Genomic DNA, 22,836 nt, shown 5'->3' on the forward strand with positions numbered 1-22,836 from the left:
CAATAGCTTTAAACAATTATTCTAAACATTAACTAGCATGAAGAAAATTTTACTAGCGCTTGCGTTGGTATTTTCTACTGTGATTGCATTTGCGCAACAAACCTTTCCTGTAAATGGTTCATTTGATGTGCGAAGTGGGCAATATGCCTTCACCAATGCAAACATTGTAGTAAATGCCAACCAAACCATTAGCAATGGAACGTTGCTAATCAAAAACCAGGTGATTCAATCTGTTGGTACAGGTACTACGATTCCTAAAGGATATGTAGTAATTGACCTAAAAGGAAAGTACATCTATCCCTCATTAATTGACGCATTTACCAGCTATGGTGTTCCGGTTGATCCCAGTGCTTCAGGACGCGGTGGCTTTGGCGGTCAGCGTCAATCGGTATTTACTACTCAGAAAAAAGGTGCCTACAACTGGAATGCAGCTATCAGACCAGAAACTGAAGTAAGAACTATCTTTTCTATCGACAGCAAAAAGGCTGATGAGCTTCGTAAAGCAGGTTTCGGCAGTGTAAATGTGATCAATAGAGATGGTATTGCTCGTGGTACCTCAGCTGCGGTAACACTAAACGATGAGTTTGAGCACAAAGTGATATTAAAAGATCAGACCGCCGCTAACTACTCATTCAGCAAAGGTAGCTCAACTAACGATTACCCAACATCGTTGATGGGTTCTATCGCTTTATTGCGCCAAACTTATTTAGATGCTGCTTGGTATAAAAACCAAAAAGAAGAGTACAATATCTCCCTAGATGAATTTAACAAGCAACAAGGCTTACCTCAAATTTTCGAAGCTGATGGCTGGGCAAACATCCTACGTGCTGATAAAATAGCGAAGGAGTTTGGCAAGCAATACATCATTAAAGCCGGTGGCGATGAGTATCAGCGCATTGATGCTGTTAAAGCAACTGGAGCAAGCTTAATTGTACCTGTCGCTTATCCAAAAGCTTACGATGTAGAGGATCCAGCGGAAGCTAGAAATGTAACTTTAGCACAAATGAAGGCTTGGGAAATGGCTGCAAGCAATCCAGGTGTGTTGGAAAAGGCAGGCGTTAATTTTGCGTTAACTGCCTTTGGTTTAGATAACAGCCGTGAATTTTGGGCAAATATCCGCACTGCGATAGAAAACGGTTTAACAGAAAAACAAGCTTTACTTGCAGTTACCGAGGTGCCTGCGAAAATGCTAGGCATCAGTGATAAAGTGGGATCTATTGAAAAAGGCAAATTGGCCAATTTCTTGATCACTTCTGATAACTTATTCAAAAGCAGCAATATCATCCACGAAAACTGGGTGCAAGGCAAGCGCTACATCGTTAACAAAATGGATGTGAGCGATTTAAAAGGCGTTTATAATTTGAACGTTGATGGTGTTGGTGCTTTAACCTTAAAAATTACGGGGCCAACTGCAGCATCAATTGAACGCACAGGTGCCGATAGCGTAAAAACTACGGCAACGTTAGGCAGAAACGGCGATTGGGTAACGTTGAGCTTCAACTTGAAGAAAAATCCAAAAGGCGATGTTCGCTTAACTGGTTATATCTCTTCGGAATCGCCAATTGCCATGAAAGGTGAAGCTGCTTTAAGTGATGGAAGCGAGGGCAAATGGACAGCTACTTTTAAAGAAGCTGGTAAAGAAATGCCTAAAAGAGATGAGCAAAAGCCTGCTTTAGCTGCTAATGGCCCGCTAATTTACCCTTTCCAGTCGTTTGGAAATGAAGTGTTGCCTAAAGCAGAAAGTGTGTTGTTGAAAAACGCTACCGTTTGGACTAACGAGAAAGATGGTGTTTTGCAAAACGCAGATGTGCTTTTGGAGAATGGAAAAATTAAAGCGGTAGGTAAAAACTTAGCGGCAGGTGCAGCAAAAGTGATTGACGCTACCGGCAAACACATCACTCCAGGTATCATTGATGAGCATTCGCATATTGCAGGTTCAGGCGGTATCAACGAAGGTGCCCAGTCAGTTTCTTCTGAGGTTCGCATTGGCGATATCATCAATTCGGAAGACGTAAATATTTACCGTCAGTTGGCTGGTGGAGTTACTACTTCGCAAATTTTACACGGTTCGGCAAATCCAATTGGTGGCCAGTCGCAGTTAATTAAATTGCGTTGGGGTAAATTGCCAGAGGAATTAAAATTTGCTGGTGCTGATGGCTTTATCAAGTTCGCCCTAGGTGAAAATGTAAAACAAAGTAATTTCGGCAGCGGGCAACGTTTCCCTGTAACACGTATGGGTGTAGAGCAAACTTTTGTGGATGCTTTTACTCGTGCTAAAGACTATGAAGCAGCACTAAAAGTTAAAGGAAATAATGTACGTAGAGATTTAGAACTGGATGCTTTGGTGGAGATTTTAAATAACAAACGTTTCATCACTTGTCACTCTTACGTACAATCGGAAATTAACATGTTAATGCATGTGGCTGATAGTTTAGGCTTCAAAATAAATACTTTCACACACATTTTGGAAGGTTATAAAGTGGCTGATAAAATGAAAGCTCAGGGCATTGCTGCATCTACTTTCTCTGATTGGTGGGCTTACAAATTTGAGGTGGCCGAAGCAATTCCTTACAATGGAAAAATCATGCACAACGTGGGCATTACCACTGCATTCAACTCCGATGACGCGGAGATGGCTCGTCGCTTGAACCAAGAAGCAGGTAAAGCAGTGCTTTATGGCGGTGTACCTGAAGAAGAAGCGTTGAAGTTTGTGACTTTAAACCCAGCTAAAATGTTGCACATTGATGATAAGGTGGGAAGTTTAAAAGCAGGAAAAGATGCCGACGTAGTGATCTGGTCTGATAACCCGCTTTCTATTTACGCTAAGGCTGAAAAAACTTTTGTAGATGGCGTGCTGTATTGGGACATGGAAAAAGATGCTCAAAAATTGAAACAGCAACAAGCTGAAAGAGCAAGGCTAGTACAAAAAATGATCGATAGCAAAAACAAAGGCGGCAGAACCCAACGTCCAATGGGCACCACCTCAACTTTATACAACTGCGAAACTGCCAGCGATTATTCAAACGGTTTCGAAGCAATTAATGCAGAAGAAGGAGGACATCACCATGAATAAGAAAATTTTAACCTTATTTGTTGCTTTAGCGGCAAGTATGTCTGCTTTTGCGCAAGCTAATATTTCACCTGCCAAAGCCCAAGCCAAAAAAGTAATTTTGTTGGGCGGCGTGGTGCATACAGGTAACGGCACTGTAATTAACAACGGTTATGTGGTATTTGAAAAAGGGAAAATTACTGGTGTTGGCGATGCTACAACAGTAAAGTTTGCTACAAATGATGCCGAGTTGGTTAATATAAACGGCAAGCATGTTTATCCGGGTTTTATAGCTCCTGTAAATACGGTGGGCTTGGTGGAGTTTGAATCTGTGAAAGCTACTTTAGACTTTCAGGAAATTGGCAACTTAAATCCGCACATTCGTTCTTTGGTAGCTTATAATACAGATTCTAAAATACCGGCAACACTGCGTAGCAACGGTGTGTTAATGGCGCAAATTAGGCCTAGCGGAGGTTCAATTTCTGGAAGCTCTTCGGTAGTTCAGCTAGATGCTTGGAACTGGGAAGATGCAGCTGTTAAAACCGATGATGGTATGCATGTAAACTGGCCAGTTACGCCTCGTTTCAGAGGTTTTGGTGGTCGTCCAGGCTTTTCTGCAGAGTCGTTTGCTGAACGTACACAAGCTGCAATTGCCGAATTGACTGCGTTTTTTGAAGAAGCGAAAGCCTACAATGAAGGCCCTAAACCTGCCGAAACCAACACCCGTATGGCTGCAATGGCGAAGCTGTTTAAAGGCGAACAAAAATTGTATATCTCTGCCAATACGCAAAAAGATATCGTTGCTGCGGTTAATTTCGCAAAGAAATTTAACTTAACTCCAGTAATTATTGGTGGTAGCGAGGCATATCTAATTACTGATTTCTTGAAACAGAATAATGTTGCGGTAATCGTAAATCAGCCACACTCGTTGCCAACTAATATTGATGACGATGTGAACATGCCTTACAAAAATGCAGCAATCCTGTACAATGCTGGCGTAACTGTAGCAATAAGCATCGAAAACTTTTGGCAGCAACGTAACTTGCCTTTTATGGCGGGTACCGTGGCTACTTGGGGGCTTGATAAAGAGAAAGCACTGCAAACAATTACCTTAAACACCGCTAAAATTTTAGGCATAGAAAAAACTGCCGGAAGTTTAGAGGTAGGTAAAGATGCTACGCTATTTATTTCAACTGGAGATGCTTTGGATATGAGAACTAACAAAATTGAGAAGGCTTTTATTCAGGGAAGAGATATCAATTTGGATAATTTGCATAAGCAGTTGGATAAAAAATTCAGTGATAAGTACGGAATAAAGTAAGAAATATTTATCGACCTAAAGTCCTCCTTGTTAGTGTATGCTAATGAGGAGGACTTTTTTATGATGCACTGGCGATAACCAACACTTTGCGTTTCGCCTTTATTTAGACGCTACATCTTGTCCCAACCTTAGCGTCCCCCAGCAACATTTCAAGAATATCGTTTTAATGCCTCCTAGCAAATGTTAGTAGGAGCAATTTTTATTAAATTGATTTCAATACACAAAAAGTATTGAAATATTTTCAGCCATTTCCTTAAAAGAATATCTAAATGATTATTTTGTATCTTTGATGCTGCTTTTTGTTAAACCTTATGTGTTTATATCGCTCAAAGCAAACTTATATTCATCACAATAATTGAAGTAAGTAGGCTTTAGCTAATCATAAAAAGGGATAAAGGCAAAGTTTGATCTTTGAAAGAATAATAGAAATAAAAAAAAGCGATCCAATCCAGAACCGCTTCCTTAACTAACTTATTATTTATAAAAATGGCTGTTGGGGAAGGAGTCGAACCTTCAAGGGGTAGTTAGCTACAGTTCAAAATTAATTTGTGGTCAACCCATAAACTGCGTTTATCCCATAATCCCCACCACCGAGACAAGGAGGTGTGTCTGCCAATTTCACCACCCAACATTATTTACTTAAGTTTTAAGTGATACGTTTTAAGTTATAAGTAGCGTTTGCAAAGAAACGTACCACTTAAAACTTACTACTTATAACTATAGTGCTGTAGGGGAAGGAGTCGAACCTTCATAGAGTGGTTGTTCCGTTTCCGGCTTTCCCATAACCTCTACCACCGAGACAAGGAGGTGTGTCTGCCAATTTCACCACCCTACATTTTAGCTTTTCAACTTTTCGGTTTCAACATGCAGTTAAATGCTACTGTTTATTGAAACTACAAGCTTGCCTACTGGCGTTTGCTTGATACAAATATAGAACGTTTATCAAATACATTGCAAATTTTTTAATGAATTAATTTTATTTTTATTATATTTTCATTTATTTTTATAAATCATTAACAAAAATATAATTTATGCTCAAAAAGGAAACTCAAAATTTAGAAATTGATAACCTCGATATTCAAATTCTTACGCAGCTCATGCAAGATGCTACGAAACCTTATACCGAAATTGCCAAGGAGCTTATCGTTTCTGGCGGTACGGTTCACGTAAGGATGAAAAAACTTGCAGATATGGGCATCATCAGGGGTTCGCACCTCATTATTGATCCTCGAAAAGCTGGTTATGATATCACCGCCTTTTTAGGCATCTATTTAGAAAAAGGTTCTTTATATAAGGATGCCGTAGAGCAACTTAGCAGAATAAAGGAAGTGGTGGAGTTGCATTACACCACAGGTGCTTATAGTATGTTTGCTAAAATTACCTGCCGAGATACCGATCACCTTCGTCATGTGCTTAACGAGGAAATACAGGCAGTAAAAGGAATTCAACGTACCGAAACCCTTATTTCACTAGAAGAGAGCATCAAAAGGCAAATTGAGCTAATTTAATCGGCGCTTTCGGAAAATATCACAAAAAGGAGTAAAATATAAGTTTTTATTGATAGCTTAGTTCGGTCTAAAAATTTGTGAATACGATGCCATCTTCAAGTATGAAAGCAGGTTCAAATAAAAAGTTGATTTTATTGGTGGATGATGAGATTACCGTGCTGAAACTTCTGGAGTTTATCCTAAAAAAGGATTATGAATTGGTAATCCACAATAATGGTTTGGAGGCCATCAGCTGGATGGATGAAGGTCATATGCCCGATTTGATTATATCTGATTTGGAAATGCCCTATGTAGATGGTTTGGATTTTGTAAGAAGCCTTAAAACAAGCGGCTATTACAGGGATATCCCAATTATATTGCTATCCGCTGCCTACTCCTTGGAGGATTTGGTAGAAAAACTTCCTTACCATTTTAATTTGTTGATGCCAAAACCATTTAACCCCAACAAATTGAAAGAAAGTATACAAAATCTGTTAAACTAGAGATATTCAATGCAAGCAAATAGTTCTTTCGGCATGCCACAATCTAGGGTTAATATCATTTACTACGCTGAACAATACGATAAAGATATTAACGACACGTTCTCTGACGGAGGCACCGTTAGGAAAGCCGATAGTTTTTCGCATTTAGGTGAAATTGTAAGTAAGCTTTCCGTTTACGAGCTTGATGTGAACATACTGCTGGAAGTAAGTCCAGAACACGTTACCGATGCCATGGGATTGGTAGAAACGTTGAAAAAAAATTGGTTGAGCAGAAACTTGGTGGTTATATTTTTACTGACCGAAAAAGACCCTGCAATTACAGCCGCTGCATTTGCCGCACGCATTGCAGATTGTTACTCGCCTGCCATTACCTTTGCGGATGTAAAGTTGCGTTTGCAATATTTATCAGCCTACAAAATACTGAACGAGCAGTTAAAAAATTTGCCAGAGGAACCTCTTCAGCAATACAAAATCCCGTTTCTTAAACGCCTTTTGGATTTAACAATATCCTTACTAGCGCTTATCTTTTTAAGCCCATTTTTTATTTTAATTGCTATTTTAATAAAGCTAGATTCAAAAGGCCCAGTTTTTTATACTAGCAAACGTGTAGGTACTGGCTATAAAATTTTTGATTTTTATAAGTTCAGGTCTATGCGTGTAAATGCCGATAAAGAAGTGGAGAATTTGATGGCAACTTCGGCAAATCAATATGGGGAGTCGGCTTTCTTTAAAATGAAAAACGATCCTCGTGTAACCAAATTAGGTAACTTTTTAAGAAATTCTAGTGTTGATGAGCTGCCTCAGCTATTTAATGTCGTAAAAGGCGATATGTCAATTGTAGGCAACAGACCTTTGCCCTTGTATGAGGCCGAACAACTGACAACTAATGAGTGGTCAATGCGCTTTTTGGGTCCGGCTGGTATTACAGGCTTGTGGCAAATTATCAAAAGGGGAAAAAGTGATATGTCTGATCGTGAACGCAAAAAATTGGACAACTTTTACAACAAAAAGTTTTCTGTTTGGTTAGACTTAAAAATAATATTAATGACCGTACCTGTACTTTTCCAGAAAGAAAAGGTATAAAAACCCATGTTATGGCGGCGAAAAGGTTTTTTACAATATTGCTATTAATGGTTGTTAATTTACAACTGATGGCTCAGGACAATATCACGAGCCAAATAAATACGCCATTGCTGCAAAAATATATTGATTTGGCTAAGGAGTACTATCCTAAAAGAAAAATGTACAAAGCCAGCGAGCTAAGTGCAAAGGCAAAAATAGGGGCGGCTAAGGCAGGCTATTTAGAGTCCTTAAATGCGTCGTATTTTTATCGTCCAGATAACGCATCTATCATTGATGCAACTAATCCCTATTCAATAAACGGCTTTCAGTTTGGTGTTTACTTTAACCTAGGCTTGTTTTTTCGTACACCATCTTTGGTAAAGCAAGCAAGAGAGGAGTATAATGCAGCCTCTTATCAAACCAAGGAATACGATATCTTGTTAACTTCAGAAGTAAGACAAAGGTATTTCGAGTATTTGCAGTGGCTAAATGATTTGAAGGTGAAAAATCAAGCCTTTATTGATAACAAAACAGCCAGTGATGCGCTGAGATACAAATTTGAAAAGGGTGAGGTATCATTGGATGTTTACAGCAAAGCTAAATCCTTAACTTCAATTTCAAGCTCCGAAAAATTACAATCGGAACTTAACATGCTGAGGGCAAAGGATAATTTGGAAGCCTTAATTGGGCAAAGATTAGAGGACGTGAAATAAGCGGGTATGAATTTAAAAGATTTTTTAAGGCTCATTTCTAAATACAGGTGGTTAATTATTGCCATCCCAACAATTACGCTTTTTGTAACGTACTTGTTCGTAAAAAATCTGCCCAAACAGTACAAATCTCAAGCAAAACTTTCTACGGGTTTATTAGATCCATCAAGGCAGGTAGCCCCTGAGGTACCTTCCTATTCTGGGCCTGATGTGCTGATCAAAATCAATCAGCAATTTACCAACATCATGGATATCATGGTAATGCCTAAAAACATGAGCATTTTATCTTACCGTTTGATATTGCATGATTTAAAAAATCCACAAAAACCTTTTAAGCCGCAAAGCGATGATATCAATGCTTTAACAGCGGCACAAAGGCAAGAGGCAATTAGGCTTTTTGAAGAAAGATTGATCAAAAAACAAGTACTTACACCTTTTGATAACTACCAAATTAAACTTTATAATTTAGTAAAGTCAATGGGTTACGATGCCGAGACGGTAAGCAGAAAACTTTCTATTACACATGAGGATAATAGTGATTTTGTGACGGTAGAATATACTTCTGAAAATACTTTTCTATCGGTTTTTGTAGTCAATACTTTATCAAGCGATTTTGTAAACAACTACAGTGCTGACCTGATCAGTAATAAAAATCAATCTATTTTGGTATTGGATTCGCTTTTGCAGAGAAAAGAAGCGGTGATGAACCAAAAAAATCAAGACCTGAAAGACTACAAAATCAAGAATAGGGTATTGAATTTGGATAAGCAGTCGCAAATTGTTTATCAACAAATCATTGATTACGAAAACAAAAAATCACAAGCTTTAATTGATTTGCAGTCGCTGCAATCGGCCTTAAATAATGTAAACAATAACCTAGATAATAGGGGTTTAGATAAGTATTTAGGTGCTGGTGTTTCGCCCGATAACCAAACGGTAATTGCTTTGCGAAATAAGGTACAAGCCGCCAATAACGATTATATTGATAGGGGTTTTAAAGCTGTCGATAAAAAGAAAGTTGACTCGCTGCAACAACTACTTGATGTGCAGTTGGCTAAATCCAACGACCAGTATGTTGCTGATCCGGTAATTGCGAAACAAACTTTGGTGCAGCGCCGCATTGAAATTAGTATTGATTTAGAAAAAACTAGGGCAAGCATCCAGGATATAGACAGGGAATTAGCGAAACTCAATGCAAAATTTTCTACCATGGTACCATTTGATGCTGGTGTTCAAAAGTACGAACGCGATGCCGATGTAGTTACCAAAGAATACTTGGACTTGCTTAACCGTTACAATCAAACTAACCTAGATAAAAACATTGGCTTACGCCTGCAATTGGAGCAAGAAGGTGTGCCAAGCGTTGCCGAGCCATCAAGAAAAGTGGTTTACATGGCTTTAAGCGGTATCGCCAGTATGGCCATCTGTTTTGGATTGCTATTTATCATCCATGTGCTGGATCACTCCATCAACAACAGAAAGCAGCTGGAAATTGCTACCAAAGGTCGTGTTATTGGTGAGTTAAACTTCATTAAAAAAGAGCATCGGGATATTGATGAAATATGGAAAAATGCGGAAACTGATAAGCAGTTTTTAACCTATAAAAATTTGTTGCGGGAAGCCCGATTTGAAATCAATCAGGCTTTGGCTCAAAAAGACCATAAAGTGTTGGGTTTAACCAGGCTTCATCCGGAGAACTTCACTATATTCTCGGCCGTAAGCTTGGCCTACGCTTTCGCCAGGTTAGATAAGCAGATTCTACTCATCGGCGATACCGAAATGGCAAATGAGATCCAGAAATGGAATATCCCAACGCACCAATCTTTAAAAACAGTATTAAAAACATTCACTTTAGAGAAAAATAACCTCATTACCTTCTTAAATAAAGATTTGGAAGGCCTATCGTTGTTAGAAAATAAAGATGATCCTAGCATTGCCCAAATTTTCAGAAGTTTGAAACACGAATTTGACTACATCATTGTTTACCTTGATGCGGTAAACGGTGAGTCGGATTTACGTGAATGGATCCTTTTTACCGAAAAGTATTTGGCTACTTTCATGGCCGGAAATTCATTAAACGAAAAAGATAGGGAAGCAATCAGACATTTAAACAGCGACGAGAAGTTTATTGGCTGGTTAATCAACGGCGTTAAAAGGAAATAAGCGTTATGCTTAAAAATTTGTACGTACATATTGCCGATAACAAAAAGGCTTGGCTATTTTTTTTGATAGCGATGAGCCTTTCTTTATGTGTTGCTGGCTCAGTGGTACGATATGGATTTTTAGGGCCAATTGCAGTTTTAGCCTTGGCCGCCGCCGGAACATTTTTATATGCCACTTTTAACAATCCTAGGGTAGCTTTTATCGTATATTTTGGTTACTGTTTCGTTTTAGGTTTTGTTGTAAAAACCTTTTTAAATATTCCGGTAGGTTTGGCTATGGATGCCATTTTGCTGCTTACATGGGCAAGTATTTTAGTCAACCTCAATCGTTTTAACTGGAAAGCCTTAAAAAATGAGCATGTGCTATTATCTGCCGTATGGTTTGGTATAAGTTTGCTTCAGGTATTAAATCCTTATGGCGGCAGTTTTACCGGCTGGTTCAATGAGCTTCGTTTTACGGCGCTAAGTTGGTTACTCATTGCACCCATTGTATTCCTCTTGTTCAATCAAAAAGCAGATTTAAATAGGTTCATCACCTTTATCTTTTTATTTTCCTGCTTGGCAACATTATACGGCGTAAAGCAGCTATACATTGGGGTAACCAACGGCGAGCAGCAGTGGCTTGATGCCGGAAACAACGTTACGCATATTTTGGCCGGAACGCTTCGGGTTTTCTCCATTTATTCGGATGCGGGCCAGTTTGGAGCTTCGCAAGCTATTATGGCCGTAATGGCGCTGGTACTTGCAATGGGGCCATTTTCGCTAATTAAGAAACTCATTTTTGGTGCAATCGCTTTGATAATGTTGTATGGTATGGCTATTTCAGGTACAAGGGGAGCCTTATTTGCACTGGTTTCGGGTATTGCTTTTGCCTTATTTTTAAGCAAGAATTTCAAGGTGCTTATTATAGGAAGCGCCTTTGCTTTAAGTGGCTTAGGCATTTTGAAATATACCACTATTGGTAATGATAGCTTTCAAATTATGCGATTGCGTAGTGCCCTTGATCCCAAAGATGCATCGTTTAACGTAAGGATGATGAACCAAAAAAAATTGGCCTATTTACTACGTGATGAGCCTTTTGGCGCCGGACTAGGCATGAGCGGCATGAACGGTACTACTTACAATGCCGATAAACCCATTGCCAACATACAGCCTGATAGTTATTGGGTTAAAGTTTGGGTAATGTATGGCGTAGTTGGTTTGTTAATTTGGTTCGGCATTAACTGTTATATCATTGGAAAGTGTAGCGGTATTGTGTGGCAGTTGCAAGATCCAAAACTTAAAACTAAAATGATTGCTTTAACCTCTGGAACGGTTGGCTGTTTTATATGCAGCTACGGAAACGAGGTGATGAATGCCATGCCTTCTTCGGTAATTATGTTCATGTCGTGGTCTTTTGTATTTATTGCACCTTGGTTGGATACCCCTCAAAAAGAAATTGTAGCAGATGAATATAGTTTATAGCATAATTGATTTAATGTTTTGGATATTGGGCGTTTACCTGCTGCTCAACTGTGCTTATCTGGCTTTTTTTGGTGTTGTGGGCTTGCTGCCGATGTCTAAATCAAAAAAGGAAGCAAAACATTTTAGAAAAATAGCGGTGCTTTTTCCTACTTACCAAGAAAACGTGGTAATTATTGATAGCGTGAAATCTGCGCTATCCCATGCCTATCAAGGTACTTTTGAAGTGGTAGTCATAGCTGATGGTTTGTTGCCCGAAACGTTATCAACTTTAAGGAGCTTAGGCGCAAAAGTAATTGAGGTTTTTTTTGAAAAAAGTACCAAAGGTAAAGCCATGCAATTTGCAATGAACCAATTAAAAAACGAAGGTTTTGAAATGGCTTTGGTAATGGATGTAGATAATATCATGAGCGATCATTGTTTGACTTATCTCAATGCCGCGTTCGAAAATGATAAAAAGGTGGTACAGGCACACCGTGTAGCCAAAAATATGGATAGTAGTTTTGCTTTTTTGGATGCCTGCAATGAAGAAGTTAATAACCATTTATTTAGAAAAAGCCATGCCATCCTTGGGTTGTCGCCGGCTTTAATTGGATCGGGGATGGCTTTTGACTTTAATTATTTCCTCCATTTACTGAACAATATTGGCGAAACGGTTGGTGAAGATAAGCAGCTTGATTTTATGATTGCAAAGGAGAATGTTCATATTGCTTATTTAAATGATGTTTATGTTTACGATGAAAAAATAGAAAATGCGAAGGTTTTTACCAAGCAGCGTACCAGATGGATTGCGTCGCAGGTTGAGTTTTTAAAAAAGTACGCTTTCGAGGGCTTTGTTCAGTTATTTAAAGGAAATATAGAGTTCTTTAACAAAACCCTTCAAACGTTTTTAGTGCCTCGCATGCTATTGTTGGCTTTGCTTTTTATATTGGTGGTGCAGTCATTCTTTAATCCGTTTGGGCCATCAAATATTTTTTGGATTAGCTTGTTTGCCAGCTTGTGTTTTACCTTAATTATTGCAATACCAAAGCGTTTTTATGCTGATAAGAGATTATACATTGCTTTATTACAAATTCCTAGGGCAATGTTTGGGATGATGATTGCTTTGGCAAGTATAGGAAAAGCTAAAAAATCGTTTATGGCTACGCCTCATAGCGCTAAGCCAATGGAAAAAGAAAATAGATAATTATGCCTTTAGAGTTGCTGATCTTTCCTGCTGTAATATTTGGAATCCTTGGTTTTGTAAGGGGAGTGAGCGCTTATAAGCGAGTTCAAGATAAATCATAAATATGGCGATAATTGAAAATAGAGACATTATTGTAGTTGGTCAGCAGCCTTGGGATACTCCAATTGGAAGTAATTGTAAGGATATCGCCATTGAATTCAGCAAACATAACCGTGTGTTGTACATTAATGCACCGCTTGATCGTCGTACTAAATTTCAGCAAGCTGCAACTGAAGGCGTACAAAAACGAGTGCGTGTAATTAAAGGCGAAGAAAATGGATTGGAACAAATTGCACCTAATTTCTGGGTATATTATCCCGATGTGATCAACGAATCTATCAATTGGATCAAACCAACTTCCATTTTTCGCATCTTCAATAAAATCAATAACAAGCGTTTTGCTAAATCCATACAAAAAGCTTTAAAACAATTAAATTTTAAGGATTTTATTTTGTTTAATGATAGCGATATGTTCAGAAGCTATCATTTAAAGGAATTGTTGCACCCAGCGTTAAGTATTTATTATTCGAGAGATAACTTGTTGGCAACGCCCTATTGGGGGAAACATGGTAAGCATTTAGAGCCTGAGTTAATCAAAAAAAGCAATTTATGTGTGGCCAATTCTGTTTATTTGGCCAATTACTGCAAGCAATATAATCCAAATTCATTTTACGTTGGTCAGGGCTGCGATTTTACACTTTTTAAAAACGATGAAAGTGTAAAAGTGCCCGAAAATTTAGCAGTAATTCCAAAGCCAATTGTAGGTTATGTTGGTGCTTTGCTTTCTATCCGTTTAGATGAGCAAATACTGTTACACTTGGCCCAACAGAAACCAGAATGGAGTGTGGCGTTAGTTGGGCCTGAGGATGAGGATTTTAAAGCAAGTAAGCTTCATCAAATGCCAAACGTACATTTTTTAGGCCCACAAAAACCTGATAGTTTACCATCCTACATTAAAGGTTTTGATATTTGCTTGAATCCGCAAGCGTTAAATCCGCTTACTATTGGTAATTACCCACGTAAAATTGATGAATACTTGGCAATGGGAAAACCAACGTTAGCTACTAAAACTGAAGCTATGAGTGTGTTTGAGGACTACGTTTACATTGCCGAAACTAAGGAGGATTACGTAAAGCTTGCTGAAAAAGCGCTCACAGAGAACAATCCAGAGTTGGAGCAAAAACGAATTGATTTTGCCAAAACGCATACCTGGGAGAAAAATGTAGAAGAGATTTACAAAGCGATAGAGAGCGTACAGTAAATTTAACCAGCTATAAATGCAAGAATATATGTGCATCCGTGGCTTATATCAAACAAAATGGCATTAACTTCAATTATCACCGTTAATTTTCACCAAGCAGCTGTAACTATTGATTTATTGAAGTCAATTGCAAAGTCCTATTCTCCTAATGAGGTTGAGGTAATCATTGTTGATAATGGTGCGGATAAAAATATGGAACTGGTTTTCCATCCTTATTTTGAAAATATCAAATACATTCAATCCAAAGAAAATTTAGGTTTTGCTGGAGGCAATAATTTGGGTATCCAAAAAGCTAAGGGCGATTATATCTTTTTGTTGAACAACGATACAGAAATTCCGGCAGGCTGCATACAAACGCTCATTGCCGAACTAGAGGCCAATCCTAAAATTGGCTTACTGTCGCCCTTGTTGCTGTATTTCGATCAGCCTGATTTGGTGCAGTATGCAGGTTTTACGCCGATGAATTACTTGGTAGCCAGAAATGCTTACATCGGTCAGTTCGAAAAAAATCTTGGTCAGTTTGATGGTAAAAGCTATGAAACCGGCTTTTGCCATGGTGCAGCGGTAATTTGTAGCAAAGCCGATTTGCAAAAGGCAGGTTTAATGGACGAAACTTATTTCCTGTATTACGAAGAATTGGATTGGTGCGAGAAATTCAAAAGAATAAGCAAAGAAATTTGGTTCACTGGCAAAACCCATGTTTATCACAAGGAATCTATCAGCGTAGGCAAAGCAAGTTCTCTTAAAATTTATTTCAATACCCGTAACCGGATGTTGTTTATTCGTAAAAACACAGGCTGGTTAAATACCTTGTTTTTCAGTTTGTATTTTACATTGGTTGCTTGCCCGAAAGCGGTCGCTAAATATCTTTTAAAAGGAGAAAATAAGTTGGCAAAATGGACATTGAAAGGTTTGTGGTGGAACTACACCCACGGTAAAAATAGTAAAGATTTGGGCTATGAAGTAAGGTAGTTGAGCTTTAAAAAGCTGGACTAGCGTTTTCTATAGACAGTGTTTTTTTTATCGCCAACTTTTTCAATCAAACCTTTTTCCACTCCATTTTTTAAATCCCTGCTAGCAGTAGCGGTAGAAATATCCTGGTAGTTTTGCATGTACTGTTTTCTAGTAAAAGAACCGGCATGCTTTTCTATAAAAAACTCAATTCTTTGTGTTTCGTTAAGTTTTCGGAACGAAGTCTCAAGGAGATCGTTTAATGAAAGGTCGATGATACCGAGCATAAACTCAATAAATGTGGTTGATTTCCCCTCTTTATCCGAAGTAGAAAGCGCATTGTAATATTGATGTTGATTTTTGGAAATCAGCGTTTCAAAAGGTAGAAATTCGAACAAAGGGTATTCACTCATTAAAATGGCTGTCTGCCATAATCTTCCCATGCGCCCGTTGCCATCTGTAAAGGGATGTATAAATTCCATCTCATAGTGAAAAACGCAACTTTTTATCAAGGTAAGCTCAGTTTTATCCTTCACGTACGCAAATAAATCTTTCATTAAAAAAGGCACATTCTCATAAGGAGGCGCCACATGTTCCAATTTAGCACCTTTAACTATCCCCACGCCTTCTTTTCGGTAAATACCTGCTTTAACAACTAGGCTATTCATCAATAGTTGATGAGCTTTGAGAAAGTCCTTTTCAGAGGTGTAATTGAAATTATTTAACGACTTATACACTTCAAGCGCATTTAGCACTTCTCTAATGTCTTTTTCAGGTCCTGCAACTCTTTTGTTTTCAATAATAGCGGTAACCTGCTGCTCTGATAAAGTATTGCCTTCAATACTTAAAGAGGAGTGGATGGTTTTAATTTGATTCTGTTTTCGAAGCTTAGGATTTTGCTGAACTAAGTATTTAGCATTTACCTCTCCAGTTTTCTGAGAAATACTAGCTACTAGTTTCAATATCTTCGAAGTGATTTCGTATGGCGGCTTCATTTTTTGATACTATCAAATGATACTATCAAAAGTAATAAATAATTTGTAAACCAGCTGGAAAACTTACTTTAATCGCTTCCAAACCGTAGCGAACGCATACTTGGCAAAATGATATGCCGACTGAAAAAAGCCTAATTTTTCACTTTCTCTAAGTATCTTCCAGGTAAAGCCAATTACTTTTAATTTATTGGACGAAACGGAGCCTTTTCTAATTCGATATTCAACCAACACTTCGTTAATGCCATATCCGTTAAATGGTTTTTTAAAAATATCGAGCCAAAAAATCCAATCTTCATGCCCTGCTTTTTTAAACCTGATATCTCCTATGGCACTTTTTAAGGTAAGTGAAGTGGAAAATATAATCACATTGTGAGATAAAAGTTTTTTGTAGTTTACACTATTTGGAACCTCTATTTTTCCGGAAATAACGGCGCCCGCTTCATCAATTCTTTGGTAGGCACAAAAGGTCATGGGCAGGTTTTTTTCTTCCATGTAAGCAACCTGTTTAGCCAATTTATCCTTCAACCAAATATCATCGCTGTCTAAAAAAGCAATGTATTTGCCCTTAGCTTCTGTTAAACCAACGTTTCTGGCATTGGCAACACCACCATTTTGCTCTAATTTTATCAGTTTGATATTGTTATGCTGTTGTGCGTAAGTTTCAATTACGGCAGTGGTATTATCTTTCGATTTGTCGTCGATAACAATTAACTCCCAATTGGTGTAGCTTTGTTCGAGTACCGAATTAATGGTAAGCGCTACAAAATCAGCCGAGTTGTAGCAAGGGGTAATTATGGTAACTAATGGTTCCAATTCGTAGTATTTTGATCCTAATATCTCATCACCAAATTAGGTATAAAATGTAAGATTCGGATTAAGTTTTAAACATAAATCGAATAAAACATTTACATTAGTGTTCAATTTTATGGATAAGAGACGTTTTGTAGTTAATTTGGTTTCTAACTTCTTTAGTGCAATATCTGGAGTTGGAATCTCATTTTTTTTAACCCCTTATATTGTTGAACACCTTGGGAAAGAAGCTTACGGATTTTTTCCGCTTTCCAACAATTTTGTAATGTATGCGGGCATCGTCACTACAGCGCTCAACTCCATGTCGAGCAGATACATTACCATTAGTTTAGAAAAGAAGGATATTAAAGAAGTCAATACCTATTTCAACTCAGTACTATTTGGTAATATCCTCATTTCGTTAGGATTTTTAGTGGTGAGCGGTATTTTTTGTGCGTTTATTGATAAGATTTTAGATATTCCTATCAACTTAATTCATGATGTAAGGTTACTTTTTATCTTCATTTTCATCAGTTTAGTCATCAATGTCTCTTCGGCTGTTTTTCAGGTAACTGCTTTTGCCCTCAACCGCTTTGATAGGTTAGCCTTCATCAATATCATATCCAATGTGTTAAAGTTGGGAGCCATTATCCTGCTTTTCTATTTCTTTACACCAAGAATATACTTTTTAGGTGTTACTACTGCAGCCACGGCGTTTTACATGTTCATTGCCAATTATCGGCTCACCAAAAAACTATTGCCTGAGGTGCAAATTGATTGGTCTTTTTTCTCCAAAAGTGCGCTTTATGTTATTGTTGGCTCAGGAATTTGGAACTCGGTAATGGCCATGGCCAACGTGGTGAATACACAGCTAGATCTGTTAATCGCCAATCATTTCTTTGGTGCTTCGGGGATGGGGTTTCTCTCTTTAACAAAGTTTATCCCCAATGCCATTTATATCCTTTTAGGAATTATTGTACCTATATTTTTGCCCGAAATGTTAAAGGCTTACGCTAACAATGACATGGGTAAGTTGAAAAAAACATTAGACTTATCTTTCAAGGCAATTTTTTTGGTGGTGCTGGTGCCCTTGTCGGTTTTTTTTGTGTACGGCGAAGTTTTTTTTAAGCTTTGGCTACCAACTCAAGATGCACATGCGCTACATCTTTTATCGGTAATTACCTTGGTTCCATTTATTGTGCATGGCACAGTTGAAACCGTTTACCATGTTTTTGTAATCACCAATAAATTAAGAGTGGCTTCATTTTGGGGGATTTTTATTTCCATATTCAATTTTGTGCTAGTCATTATTTTCTGCAAATACAGTTCACTTGGTGTTTACTCCATACCCGTTGGCGCCTTAGTTAGCGGTGTGTTTAGTCACCTTACATTTACGCCTTTATATGCAGCCTACTGTTTGCAGGAAAATAGGTGGTACTTCTTTAAAAAAATTGTGAGGGGATTAGCAGGCTTTACCTTGTTAATTGCCCTTTGCTACGGCTGGAAACAGTTGCATTTGTTTGAAGTGAGCAATTGGCTGCTGTTTTTAATCAACTGTGCGCTAATTGGAACATTGCTGCTTATTGTTACATTTTTCATGAACTTCGATAGCAGCACCAGGAGCAACATCATTCAAAAAGTAAGACAAAAAATAAATATATGATTCCTAAGATTTTACATTATTGTTGGTTTGGAAACGGAGAGATGCCCGAGTTGGCACTTAAATGTTTAGAATCTTGGAGAAAGTATCTTCCAGATTATGAAATTATGGTTTGGAACGAATCTAATTTTGATGTCAACATGTATCGCTTTGCATCTGAAGCCTACAAAGAAAAAAAATATGCTTTTGTGGCAGATGTTTGCAGGCTGTACGCACTTAAAAACATGGGCGGTATTTATTTGGATACCGATGTGGAATTTTTGAAACCTTTAGATGAAAAAGTGCTACAACAAAATGCTTTTACGGGTTTTGAAGATAACCTTTTGCTTTCATCGGCCATTATGGGTAGCGAGAAAAATGGCAAATGGATCAACGATTTACTGCCGTATTATGATAACCGAAGTTTTTATTTGAAAGACGGGACTCACGATATAAACCCGAATACAGAAATCATCACGGAGTTCATGAAAACAAGGAAAAATGTACAGATCAATAACACTTTTCAGGAACTGGAGGGGTATTGCACCATTTTTCCGAGTGATTATTTCTGCCCGAAAAGTTGGAAAACCTTAAAAATTAAACAAACGCCAAACACCTATTGTATACATCATTTTGCCGGTTCTTGGTTGCATAAAAAGCAAAGCACATTGGGCAAATTGGCCAATTTTTTGCTGGGTAAAAGAATTGCGAATGCTTGGTCGGAGAAGTATCGTAACAAGAAATTATTTTAAAGACATCATCTATTAAAAACATTAATTAAAGCTCATGATCCCTAAAATTATTCACTATTGCTGGTTTGGTAGGGGCGAAATGCCCGAGCTGGTTCAACGGTGCGTTGCTTCATGGAAAAAATACCTCCCCGATTATGAACTTATGCTGTGGAACGAGGATAATTTTGATATTAGCAGTTATCAGTATGCCTTGGATGCCTACAAAGAAAAGAAGTATGCTTTTGTAGCCGATGTATGCAGGCTGTATGTATTAAAAAACATGGGCGGACTGTATTTGGATACCGATGTAGAGTTTATCAAATCAATGCCTGATGAGTTTTTGAACGACATTGCATTTACCGCCTTTGAAGATCAATTAGTTTCGGCAGGCGTAATTGGCAGCGTAAAAAATGGCGAGTGGATTAGCAATTTGTTAGCTTTTTATGAGCATAAAAGTTTTTACAAAGCTGATGGCAGTTTGGATATCAACCCTATCACTGAATTGATGACGGATCATTTAGGAAAGGAAAAAGGAGTACTTCCAAACAATACCTTTCAGAAGATACCGGGATATTGTACCATTTATCCAAGCGAATATTTCTACCCTAAAAGCTGGAAAACCTTAAAAATGAACATTACGCCAAATACCTACTGCATACATCATTTTGCCGGTTCGTGGATTGATCATAACTATACAACTTTGGGAAAGTTAGCCAATTGGATTTTGGGCAAACGTACCGCTCAAAATTGGTCGAGGAGATATAGAAAGTTGATAGGAAAGAATAAATAAAAAGTTAACCCACAGTTACAGGGGTGGCACTACGTGGATTATCGATTTGTTAATGGTTAATCAGTTTATATCATTGCTGCATTGATTGAAAATGATCGTCACTGCGAGGTACCAAGCAATCTTGCAGCGTTTAAATTGTTTCCGGTAAAGTTATAGGATTGCTTTCCCAAACTACCATAGCAGGCGTTGCATATCAAAAACGCCAACGCAATTCACGTTACTTAAACATCCCTTTCAACTTCGCTAGCTTTTCCTGTAAATCGCCATCCGCTTCCTTTTGTTTTTTAGGCTGTTGCTGATTGAACGATTTCCTCGGTTGCTCATTGCGTTTCTGCGCATCGTTCTTGTTCCAATTCCCTTTCGTACTTTCTGACTTCCGCTCTTTCTGACTATCTTCTTTCATCGATAAAGAAATACGCTTACGTTCCACATCAACGTCGGTAACGGTAACTTGCACCACTTGGCTTACCTTCACCACCTCATTTGGATTGGCTACAAAGCGGTTGGCCAGCTGACTGGTATGTACCAAACCATCCTGATGCACACCAATATCCACAAAGGCGCCAAAGTTGGTAATGTTGGTTACAATCCCCTTCAATTTCATGCCTTTTTTAAGGTCTTCGATGCTATTTACCCCGTCGGCAAAACTAAAAGCTTCGAATTGCTCACGAGGGTCGCGGCCGGGTTTTGCCAGTTCTTTCAAAATGTCCTGCAAGGTAGGCAAGCCTACTTCGGCACTTACATAGTTTTGCAGGTTAATTCGCTTTTGTAGTTCCGTATTTTTAATAAGCTCAGCTACTGAAACACCCAAATCTTTGGCCATTTTATTCACTAATTGGTAGCGCTCCGGGTGTACGCCGCTGCTATCCAAAGGTTGTTCGGCATTGCGTATCCTCAAAAATCCCGCCGCCTGCTCAAAAGCCTTATCTCCTAAGCGGGGAACTTTCTTTAAACTTTCCCTGTTTTTAAACGTACCATTTTTGCTGCGGTAGTTTACAATATTTTGTGCCAGGCTATCGCCCAAACCGGAAACATAAGCCAATAATTGTTTAGATGCCGTATTTAGTTCTACACCAACAGCATTCACACAACTCATCACTGTGTCATCTAAGCTTTGTTGTAGTTTGCTTTGGTCAACATCATGCTGGTACTGCCCAACACCAATAGATTTTGGATCTATTTTTACTAGTTCCGCCAACGGATCCATTAATCTTCTGCCAATGGAAACGGCTCCACGCACCGTAACATCATGGTCTGGAAATTCTTCTCTTGCCAAAGGCGATGCCGAGTAAATTGAAGCGCCACTTTCGTTCACCATTACTATCGTTACCTCAGCAAGTTTTAAACCTCTGATAAAAGTTTCAGTTTCTCTTCCGGCCGTTCCGTTGCCAATAGCAATGGCTTCAATGTCGTGTTTTTCGCAAAGCTGATTAATTTTCCACTCGGCATCCTTTACATTGCCCTGCCCTGTATGTGGGTAAATGGTAGTATTTTCTAGCAAATTGCCCTGTCTATCCAAGCAAACCACCTTACAGCCGGTTCTAAAACCTGGGTCAACGGCCATTACATTTTTTTGTCCCAAAGGTGCGGCCATTAATAACTGGCGGGCGTTAGCGGCAAATACCCTAATCGCTTCTTCATCCGCTTTTTGTTTAATGGCAGCTCGCAATTCAGTTTCCATTGAAGGACGTAACAAGCGCTTATAACTATCGTAAATTGCCAGTTCCACCTGCTTGCTTGCGCTATTGTTACCAGTAATAAACTGTTTTTCCAATAGTTGAATGGCTTCCTCATCTGGCGGCAGCACATCCAATTTCAGCAAGCCTTCTTCCTCGCCACGTAACATGGCCAAAACACGGTGCGAAGGTGCGTTTTTAGCGCTTTCTTCCCATTCAAAATAGTCTTTATACTTAATTGCCTCTGTTTCTTTACCTTTTGCAACTACACTTTTGTAAGTAGCTTTTTGCTCAAAATATCGGCGCATTTTTGCCCTTGCTTCGGCATCTTCGTTAATAATTTCGGCAACAATATCCCTAGCACCAGCTAAGGCATCTTGTATATCTTTTACGCCCTTCTCCGCATCAATATACGCGGTAGCCTCAGCCTCCACATCAATTCTGCTTTGCGCAAAAATCCTTAAAGCCAAAGGTTCCAGGCCTTTTTCTCTAGCTACCGATGCCCTAGTTTTACGTTTCTGTTTGTAGGGAAGGTAAATATCTTCCAAAATGGTAAGCGTTTCCGCCAGTTCAATTTTTTTCTCCAACTCTGGAGTTAGCTTTCCCTGCTCCAATATCGATTTTAAAACCGCTTCCTTACGCTTGTCCAGTTCTTTTAACTGCTGCGCCAAATCTCTAATTGCAGTAATTTGCACCTCATCCAAACTGCCGGTAATTTCCTTTCTATACCTCGAAATAAAAGGCACCGTGGCACCTTCCTCTAATAGTGTTAGTGTGGCATTAACTTGTTTGCTATTGATATTTAGCGAGGTAGCAATATGTTGCAGGTGATTGTGCATAACCAAATTTTTAAGGAGGCTAAAAATAGCCTAATTAAATTGATTTGGAAAACAAAGCTTCAATATCTTCACAACTTCAGCCCTTCTTTTCGCTACAATCTTTTTGTTGGCACTGCCATTCACAGTTGTGATGTTGAGCTTGTCTAAACATCTGCTCACTAACATAAAATCCTTCGACAAGCTCA

The 22,836-nt window shown here is 38.5% G+C and carries 17 protein-coding genes and 2 tRNA genes; 14 read left to right on the top strand and 5 right to left on the bottom strand.

Going from position 1 to position 22,836, the window contains the following annotated elements; translation table 11 throughout:
- Positions 1 to 37: 37 nt before the first annotated feature.
- A complete protein-coding gene (locus DUT68_RS16640) occupies positions 38 to 3,073 on the top strand; it encodes an amidohydrolase family protein (RefSeq protein ID WP_113639360.1) in 3,036 nt (1,011 codons plus the stop codon).
- A complete protein-coding gene (locus DUT68_RS16645) occupies positions 3,042 to 4,370 on the top strand; it encodes an amidohydrolase family protein (protein ID WP_237088366.1) in 1,329 nt (442 codons plus the stop codon). The genes DUT68_RS16640 and DUT68_RS16645 overlap by 32 nt, the downstream gene beginning before the upstream one ends.
- 487 nt (positions 4,371 to 4,857) lie before the next feature.
- On the opposite strand, the gene DUT68_RS18405 is transcribed toward DUT68_RS16645, so the two are convergent.
- Together DUT68_RS18405 and DUT68_RS18410 are read right to left on the bottom strand one after the other, a co-directional pair.
- A tRNA-Asp gene (locus DUT68_RS18405) sits at positions 4,858 to 5,001 on the bottom strand.
- A 94-nt stretch (positions 5,002 to 5,095) separates the two neighbouring features.
- Positions 5,096 to 5,205, bottom strand: a tRNA-Asp gene (locus DUT68_RS18410).
- Positions 5,206 to 5,401: 196 nt separating this feature from the next.
- Here DUT68_RS18410 and DUT68_RS16650 point away from each other — a divergent pair.
- The 9 genes from DUT68_RS16650 to DUT68_RS16690 all read left to right on the top strand — a co-directional run bounded on the left by DUT68_RS16650 (position 5,402) and on the right by DUT68_RS16690 (position 15,213).
- Entirely contained in the window at positions 5,402 to 5,878 is a 477-nt protein-coding gene (locus DUT68_RS16650; protein ID WP_113639362.1) for an Lrp/AsnC ligand binding domain-containing protein, read from the top strand.
- Positions 5,879 to 5,964: 86 nt separating this feature from the next.
- Positions 5,965 to 6,360 carry a response regulator gene (locus DUT68_RS16655; RefSeq protein ID WP_237088367.1) on the top strand — a complete coding sequence of 132 codons (396 nt, stop codon included), beginning with the start codon at positions 5,965 to 5,967 and terminating at the stop codon, positions 6,358 to 6,360.
- A gap of 9 nt (positions 6,361 to 6,369) precedes the next feature.
- Complete coding sequence (locus tag DUT68_RS16660) at positions 6,370 to 7,443, top strand: sugar transferase (protein ID WP_113639364.1); 1,074 nt, start codon at positions 6,370 to 6,372, stop codon at positions 7,441 to 7,443.
- A 47-nt stretch (positions 7,444 to 7,490) separates the two neighbouring features.
- Complete coding sequence (locus tag DUT68_RS16665; protein ID WP_157960904.1) at positions 7,491 to 8,135, top strand: TolC family protein; 645 nt, start codon at positions 7,491 to 7,493, stop codon at positions 8,133 to 8,135.
- 6 nt (positions 8,136 to 8,141) lie between these two features.
- Entirely contained in the window at positions 8,142 to 10,295 is a 2,154-nt protein-coding gene (locus tag DUT68_RS16670; protein WP_113639366.1) for a GumC family protein, read from the top strand.
- Positions 10,296 to 10,300: 5 nt separating this feature from the next.
- A complete protein-coding gene (locus DUT68_RS16675) occupies positions 10,301 to 11,758 on the top strand; it encodes an O-antigen ligase family protein (protein ID WP_113639367.1) in 1,458 nt (485 codons plus the stop codon).
- 13 nt (positions 11,759 to 11,771) lie between these two features.
- On the top strand, positions 11,772 to 12,941 hold the full coding sequence (locus DUT68_RS16680; protein ID WP_214608408.1) for a glycosyltransferase family 2 protein: 1,170 nt from the start codon (positions 11,772 to 11,774) through the stop codon (positions 12,939 to 12,941).
- A gap of 103 nt (positions 12,942 to 13,044) precedes the next feature.
- On the top strand, positions 13,045 to 14,241 hold the full coding sequence (locus tag DUT68_RS16685; protein WP_113639369.1) for a glycosyltransferase: 1,197 nt from the start codon (positions 13,045 to 13,047) through the stop codon (positions 14,239 to 14,241).
- 57 nt (positions 14,242 to 14,298) lie between these two features.
- Positions 14,299 to 15,213: a glycosyltransferase family 2 protein gene (locus DUT68_RS16690; RefSeq protein ID WP_113639370.1), complete on the top strand. Its 915-nt coding sequence runs from the start codon at positions 14,299 to 14,301 to the stop codon at positions 15,211 to 15,213.
- A gap of 20 nt (positions 15,214 to 15,233) precedes the next feature.
- Here DUT68_RS16690 and DUT68_RS16695 read toward each other — a convergent pair whose 3' ends face one another.
- Together DUT68_RS16695 and DUT68_RS16700 are read right to left on the bottom strand one after the other, a co-directional pair.
- Positions 15,234 to 16,187, bottom strand: coding sequence for a Fic family protein (locus DUT68_RS16695; protein ID WP_113639371.1), 954 nt, complete (start codon positions 16,185 to 16,187; stop codon positions 15,234 to 15,236).
- Positions 16,188 to 16,250: 63 nt separating this feature from the next.
- Positions 16,251 to 17,000, bottom strand: a complete 750-nt coding sequence (locus DUT68_RS16700) for a glycosyltransferase family 2 protein (RefSeq protein WP_157960905.1) — start codon at positions 16,998 to 17,000, stop codon at positions 16,251 to 16,253.
- A 112-nt stretch (positions 17,001 to 17,112) separates the two neighbouring features.
- Between DUT68_RS16700 and DUT68_RS16705 the strand changes: the two genes are divergently transcribed.
- The 3 genes from DUT68_RS16705 to DUT68_RS16715 are packed head-to-tail and all read left to right on the top strand — an operon-like array spanning position 17,113 to position 20,136.
- Positions 17,113 to 18,639 (top strand): lipopolysaccharide biosynthesis protein, encoded by a 1,527-nt coding sequence (locus DUT68_RS16705; protein ID WP_113639373.1) that lies wholly within the window; start codon positions 17,113 to 17,115, stop codon positions 18,637 to 18,639.
- Positions 18,636 to 19,367, top strand: a complete 732-nt coding sequence (locus DUT68_RS16710; protein WP_113639374.1) for a glycosyltransferase family 32 protein — start codon at positions 18,636 to 18,638, stop codon at positions 19,365 to 19,367. Before DUT68_RS16705 ends, DUT68_RS16710 begins: the two co-directional genes overlap by 4 nt.
- Positions 19,368 to 19,401: 34 nt before the next feature.
- Positions 19,402 to 20,136 (top strand): glycosyltransferase family 32 protein, encoded by a 735-nt coding sequence (locus tag DUT68_RS16715; RefSeq protein WP_113639375.1) that lies wholly within the window; start codon positions 19,402 to 19,404, stop codon positions 20,134 to 20,136.
- 217 nt (positions 20,137 to 20,353) lie between these two features.
- Here DUT68_RS16715 and DUT68_RS16720 read toward each other — a convergent pair whose 3' ends face one another.
- Complete coding sequence (locus tag DUT68_RS16720; protein WP_113639376.1) at positions 20,354 to 22,651, bottom strand: Tex family protein; 2,298 nt, start codon at positions 22,649 to 22,651, stop codon at positions 20,354 to 20,356.
- Positions 22,652 to 22,836: the final 185 nt, after the last annotated feature.

This window comes from Pedobacter zeaxanthinifaciens (assembly GCF_003313335.1).
In the GTDB taxonomy this organism is placed as follows: Bacteria; Bacteroidota; Bacteroidia; order Sphingobacteriales; family Sphingobacteriaceae; genus Pedobacter; species Pedobacter zeaxanthinifaciens.

Coding starts and splice junctions, on each gene's coding strand:
- DUT68_RS16640 (WP_113639360.1), top strand. CDS start 38: ATGAAGAAAATTTTACTAGCGCTTGCGTTGGTATTTTCTACTGTGATT.
- DUT68_RS16645 (WP_237088366.1), top strand. CDS start 3,042: ATGCAGAAGAAGGAGGACATCACCATGAATAAGAAAATTTTAACCTTA.
- DUT68_RS16650 (WP_113639362.1), top strand. CDS start 5,402: ATGCTCAAAAAGGAAACTCAAAATTTAGAAATTGATAACCTCGATATT.
- DUT68_RS16655 (WP_237088367.1), top strand. CDS start 5,965: ATGCCATCTTCAAGTATGAAAGCAGGTTCAAATAAAAAGTTGATTTTA.
- DUT68_RS16660 (WP_113639364.1), top strand. CDS start 6,370: ATGCAAGCAAATAGTTCTTTCGGCATGCCACAATCTAGGGTTAATATC.
- DUT68_RS16665 (WP_157960904.1), top strand. CDS start 7,491: ATGGTTGTTAATTTACAACTGATGGCTCAGGACAATATCACGAGCCAA.
- DUT68_RS16670 (WP_113639366.1), top strand. CDS start 8,142: ATGAATTTAAAAGATTTTTTAAGGCTCATTTCTAAATACAGGTGGTTA.
- DUT68_RS16675 (WP_113639367.1), top strand. CDS start 10,301: ATGCTTAAAAATTTGTACGTACATATTGCCGATAACAAAAAGGCTTGG.
- DUT68_RS16680 (WP_214608408.1), top strand. CDS start 11,772: ATGTTTTGGATATTGGGCGTTTACCTGCTGCTCAACTGTGCTTATCTG.
- DUT68_RS16685 (WP_113639369.1), top strand. CDS start 13,045: ATGGCGATAATTGAAAATAGAGACATTATTGTAGTTGGTCAGCAGCCT.
- DUT68_RS16690 (WP_113639370.1), top strand. CDS start 14,299: ATGGCATTAACTTCAATTATCACCGTTAATTTTCACCAAGCAGCTGTA.
- DUT68_RS16695 (WP_113639371.1), bottom strand. CDS start 16,187: ATGAAGCCGCCATACGAAATCACTTCGAAGATATTGAAACTAGTAGCT.
- DUT68_RS16705 (WP_113639373.1), top strand. CDS start 17,113: ATGGATAAGAGACGTTTTGTAGTTAATTTGGTTTCTAACTTCTTTAGT.
- DUT68_RS16710 (WP_113639374.1), top strand. CDS start 18,636: ATGATTCCTAAGATTTTACATTATTGTTGGTTTGGAAACGGAGAGATG.
- DUT68_RS16715 (WP_113639375.1), top strand. CDS start 19,402: ATGATCCCTAAAATTATTCACTATTGCTGGTTTGGTAGGGGCGAAATG.
- DUT68_RS16720 (WP_113639376.1), bottom strand. CDS start 22,651: ATGCACAATCACCTGCAACATATTGCTACCTCGCTAAATATCAATAGC.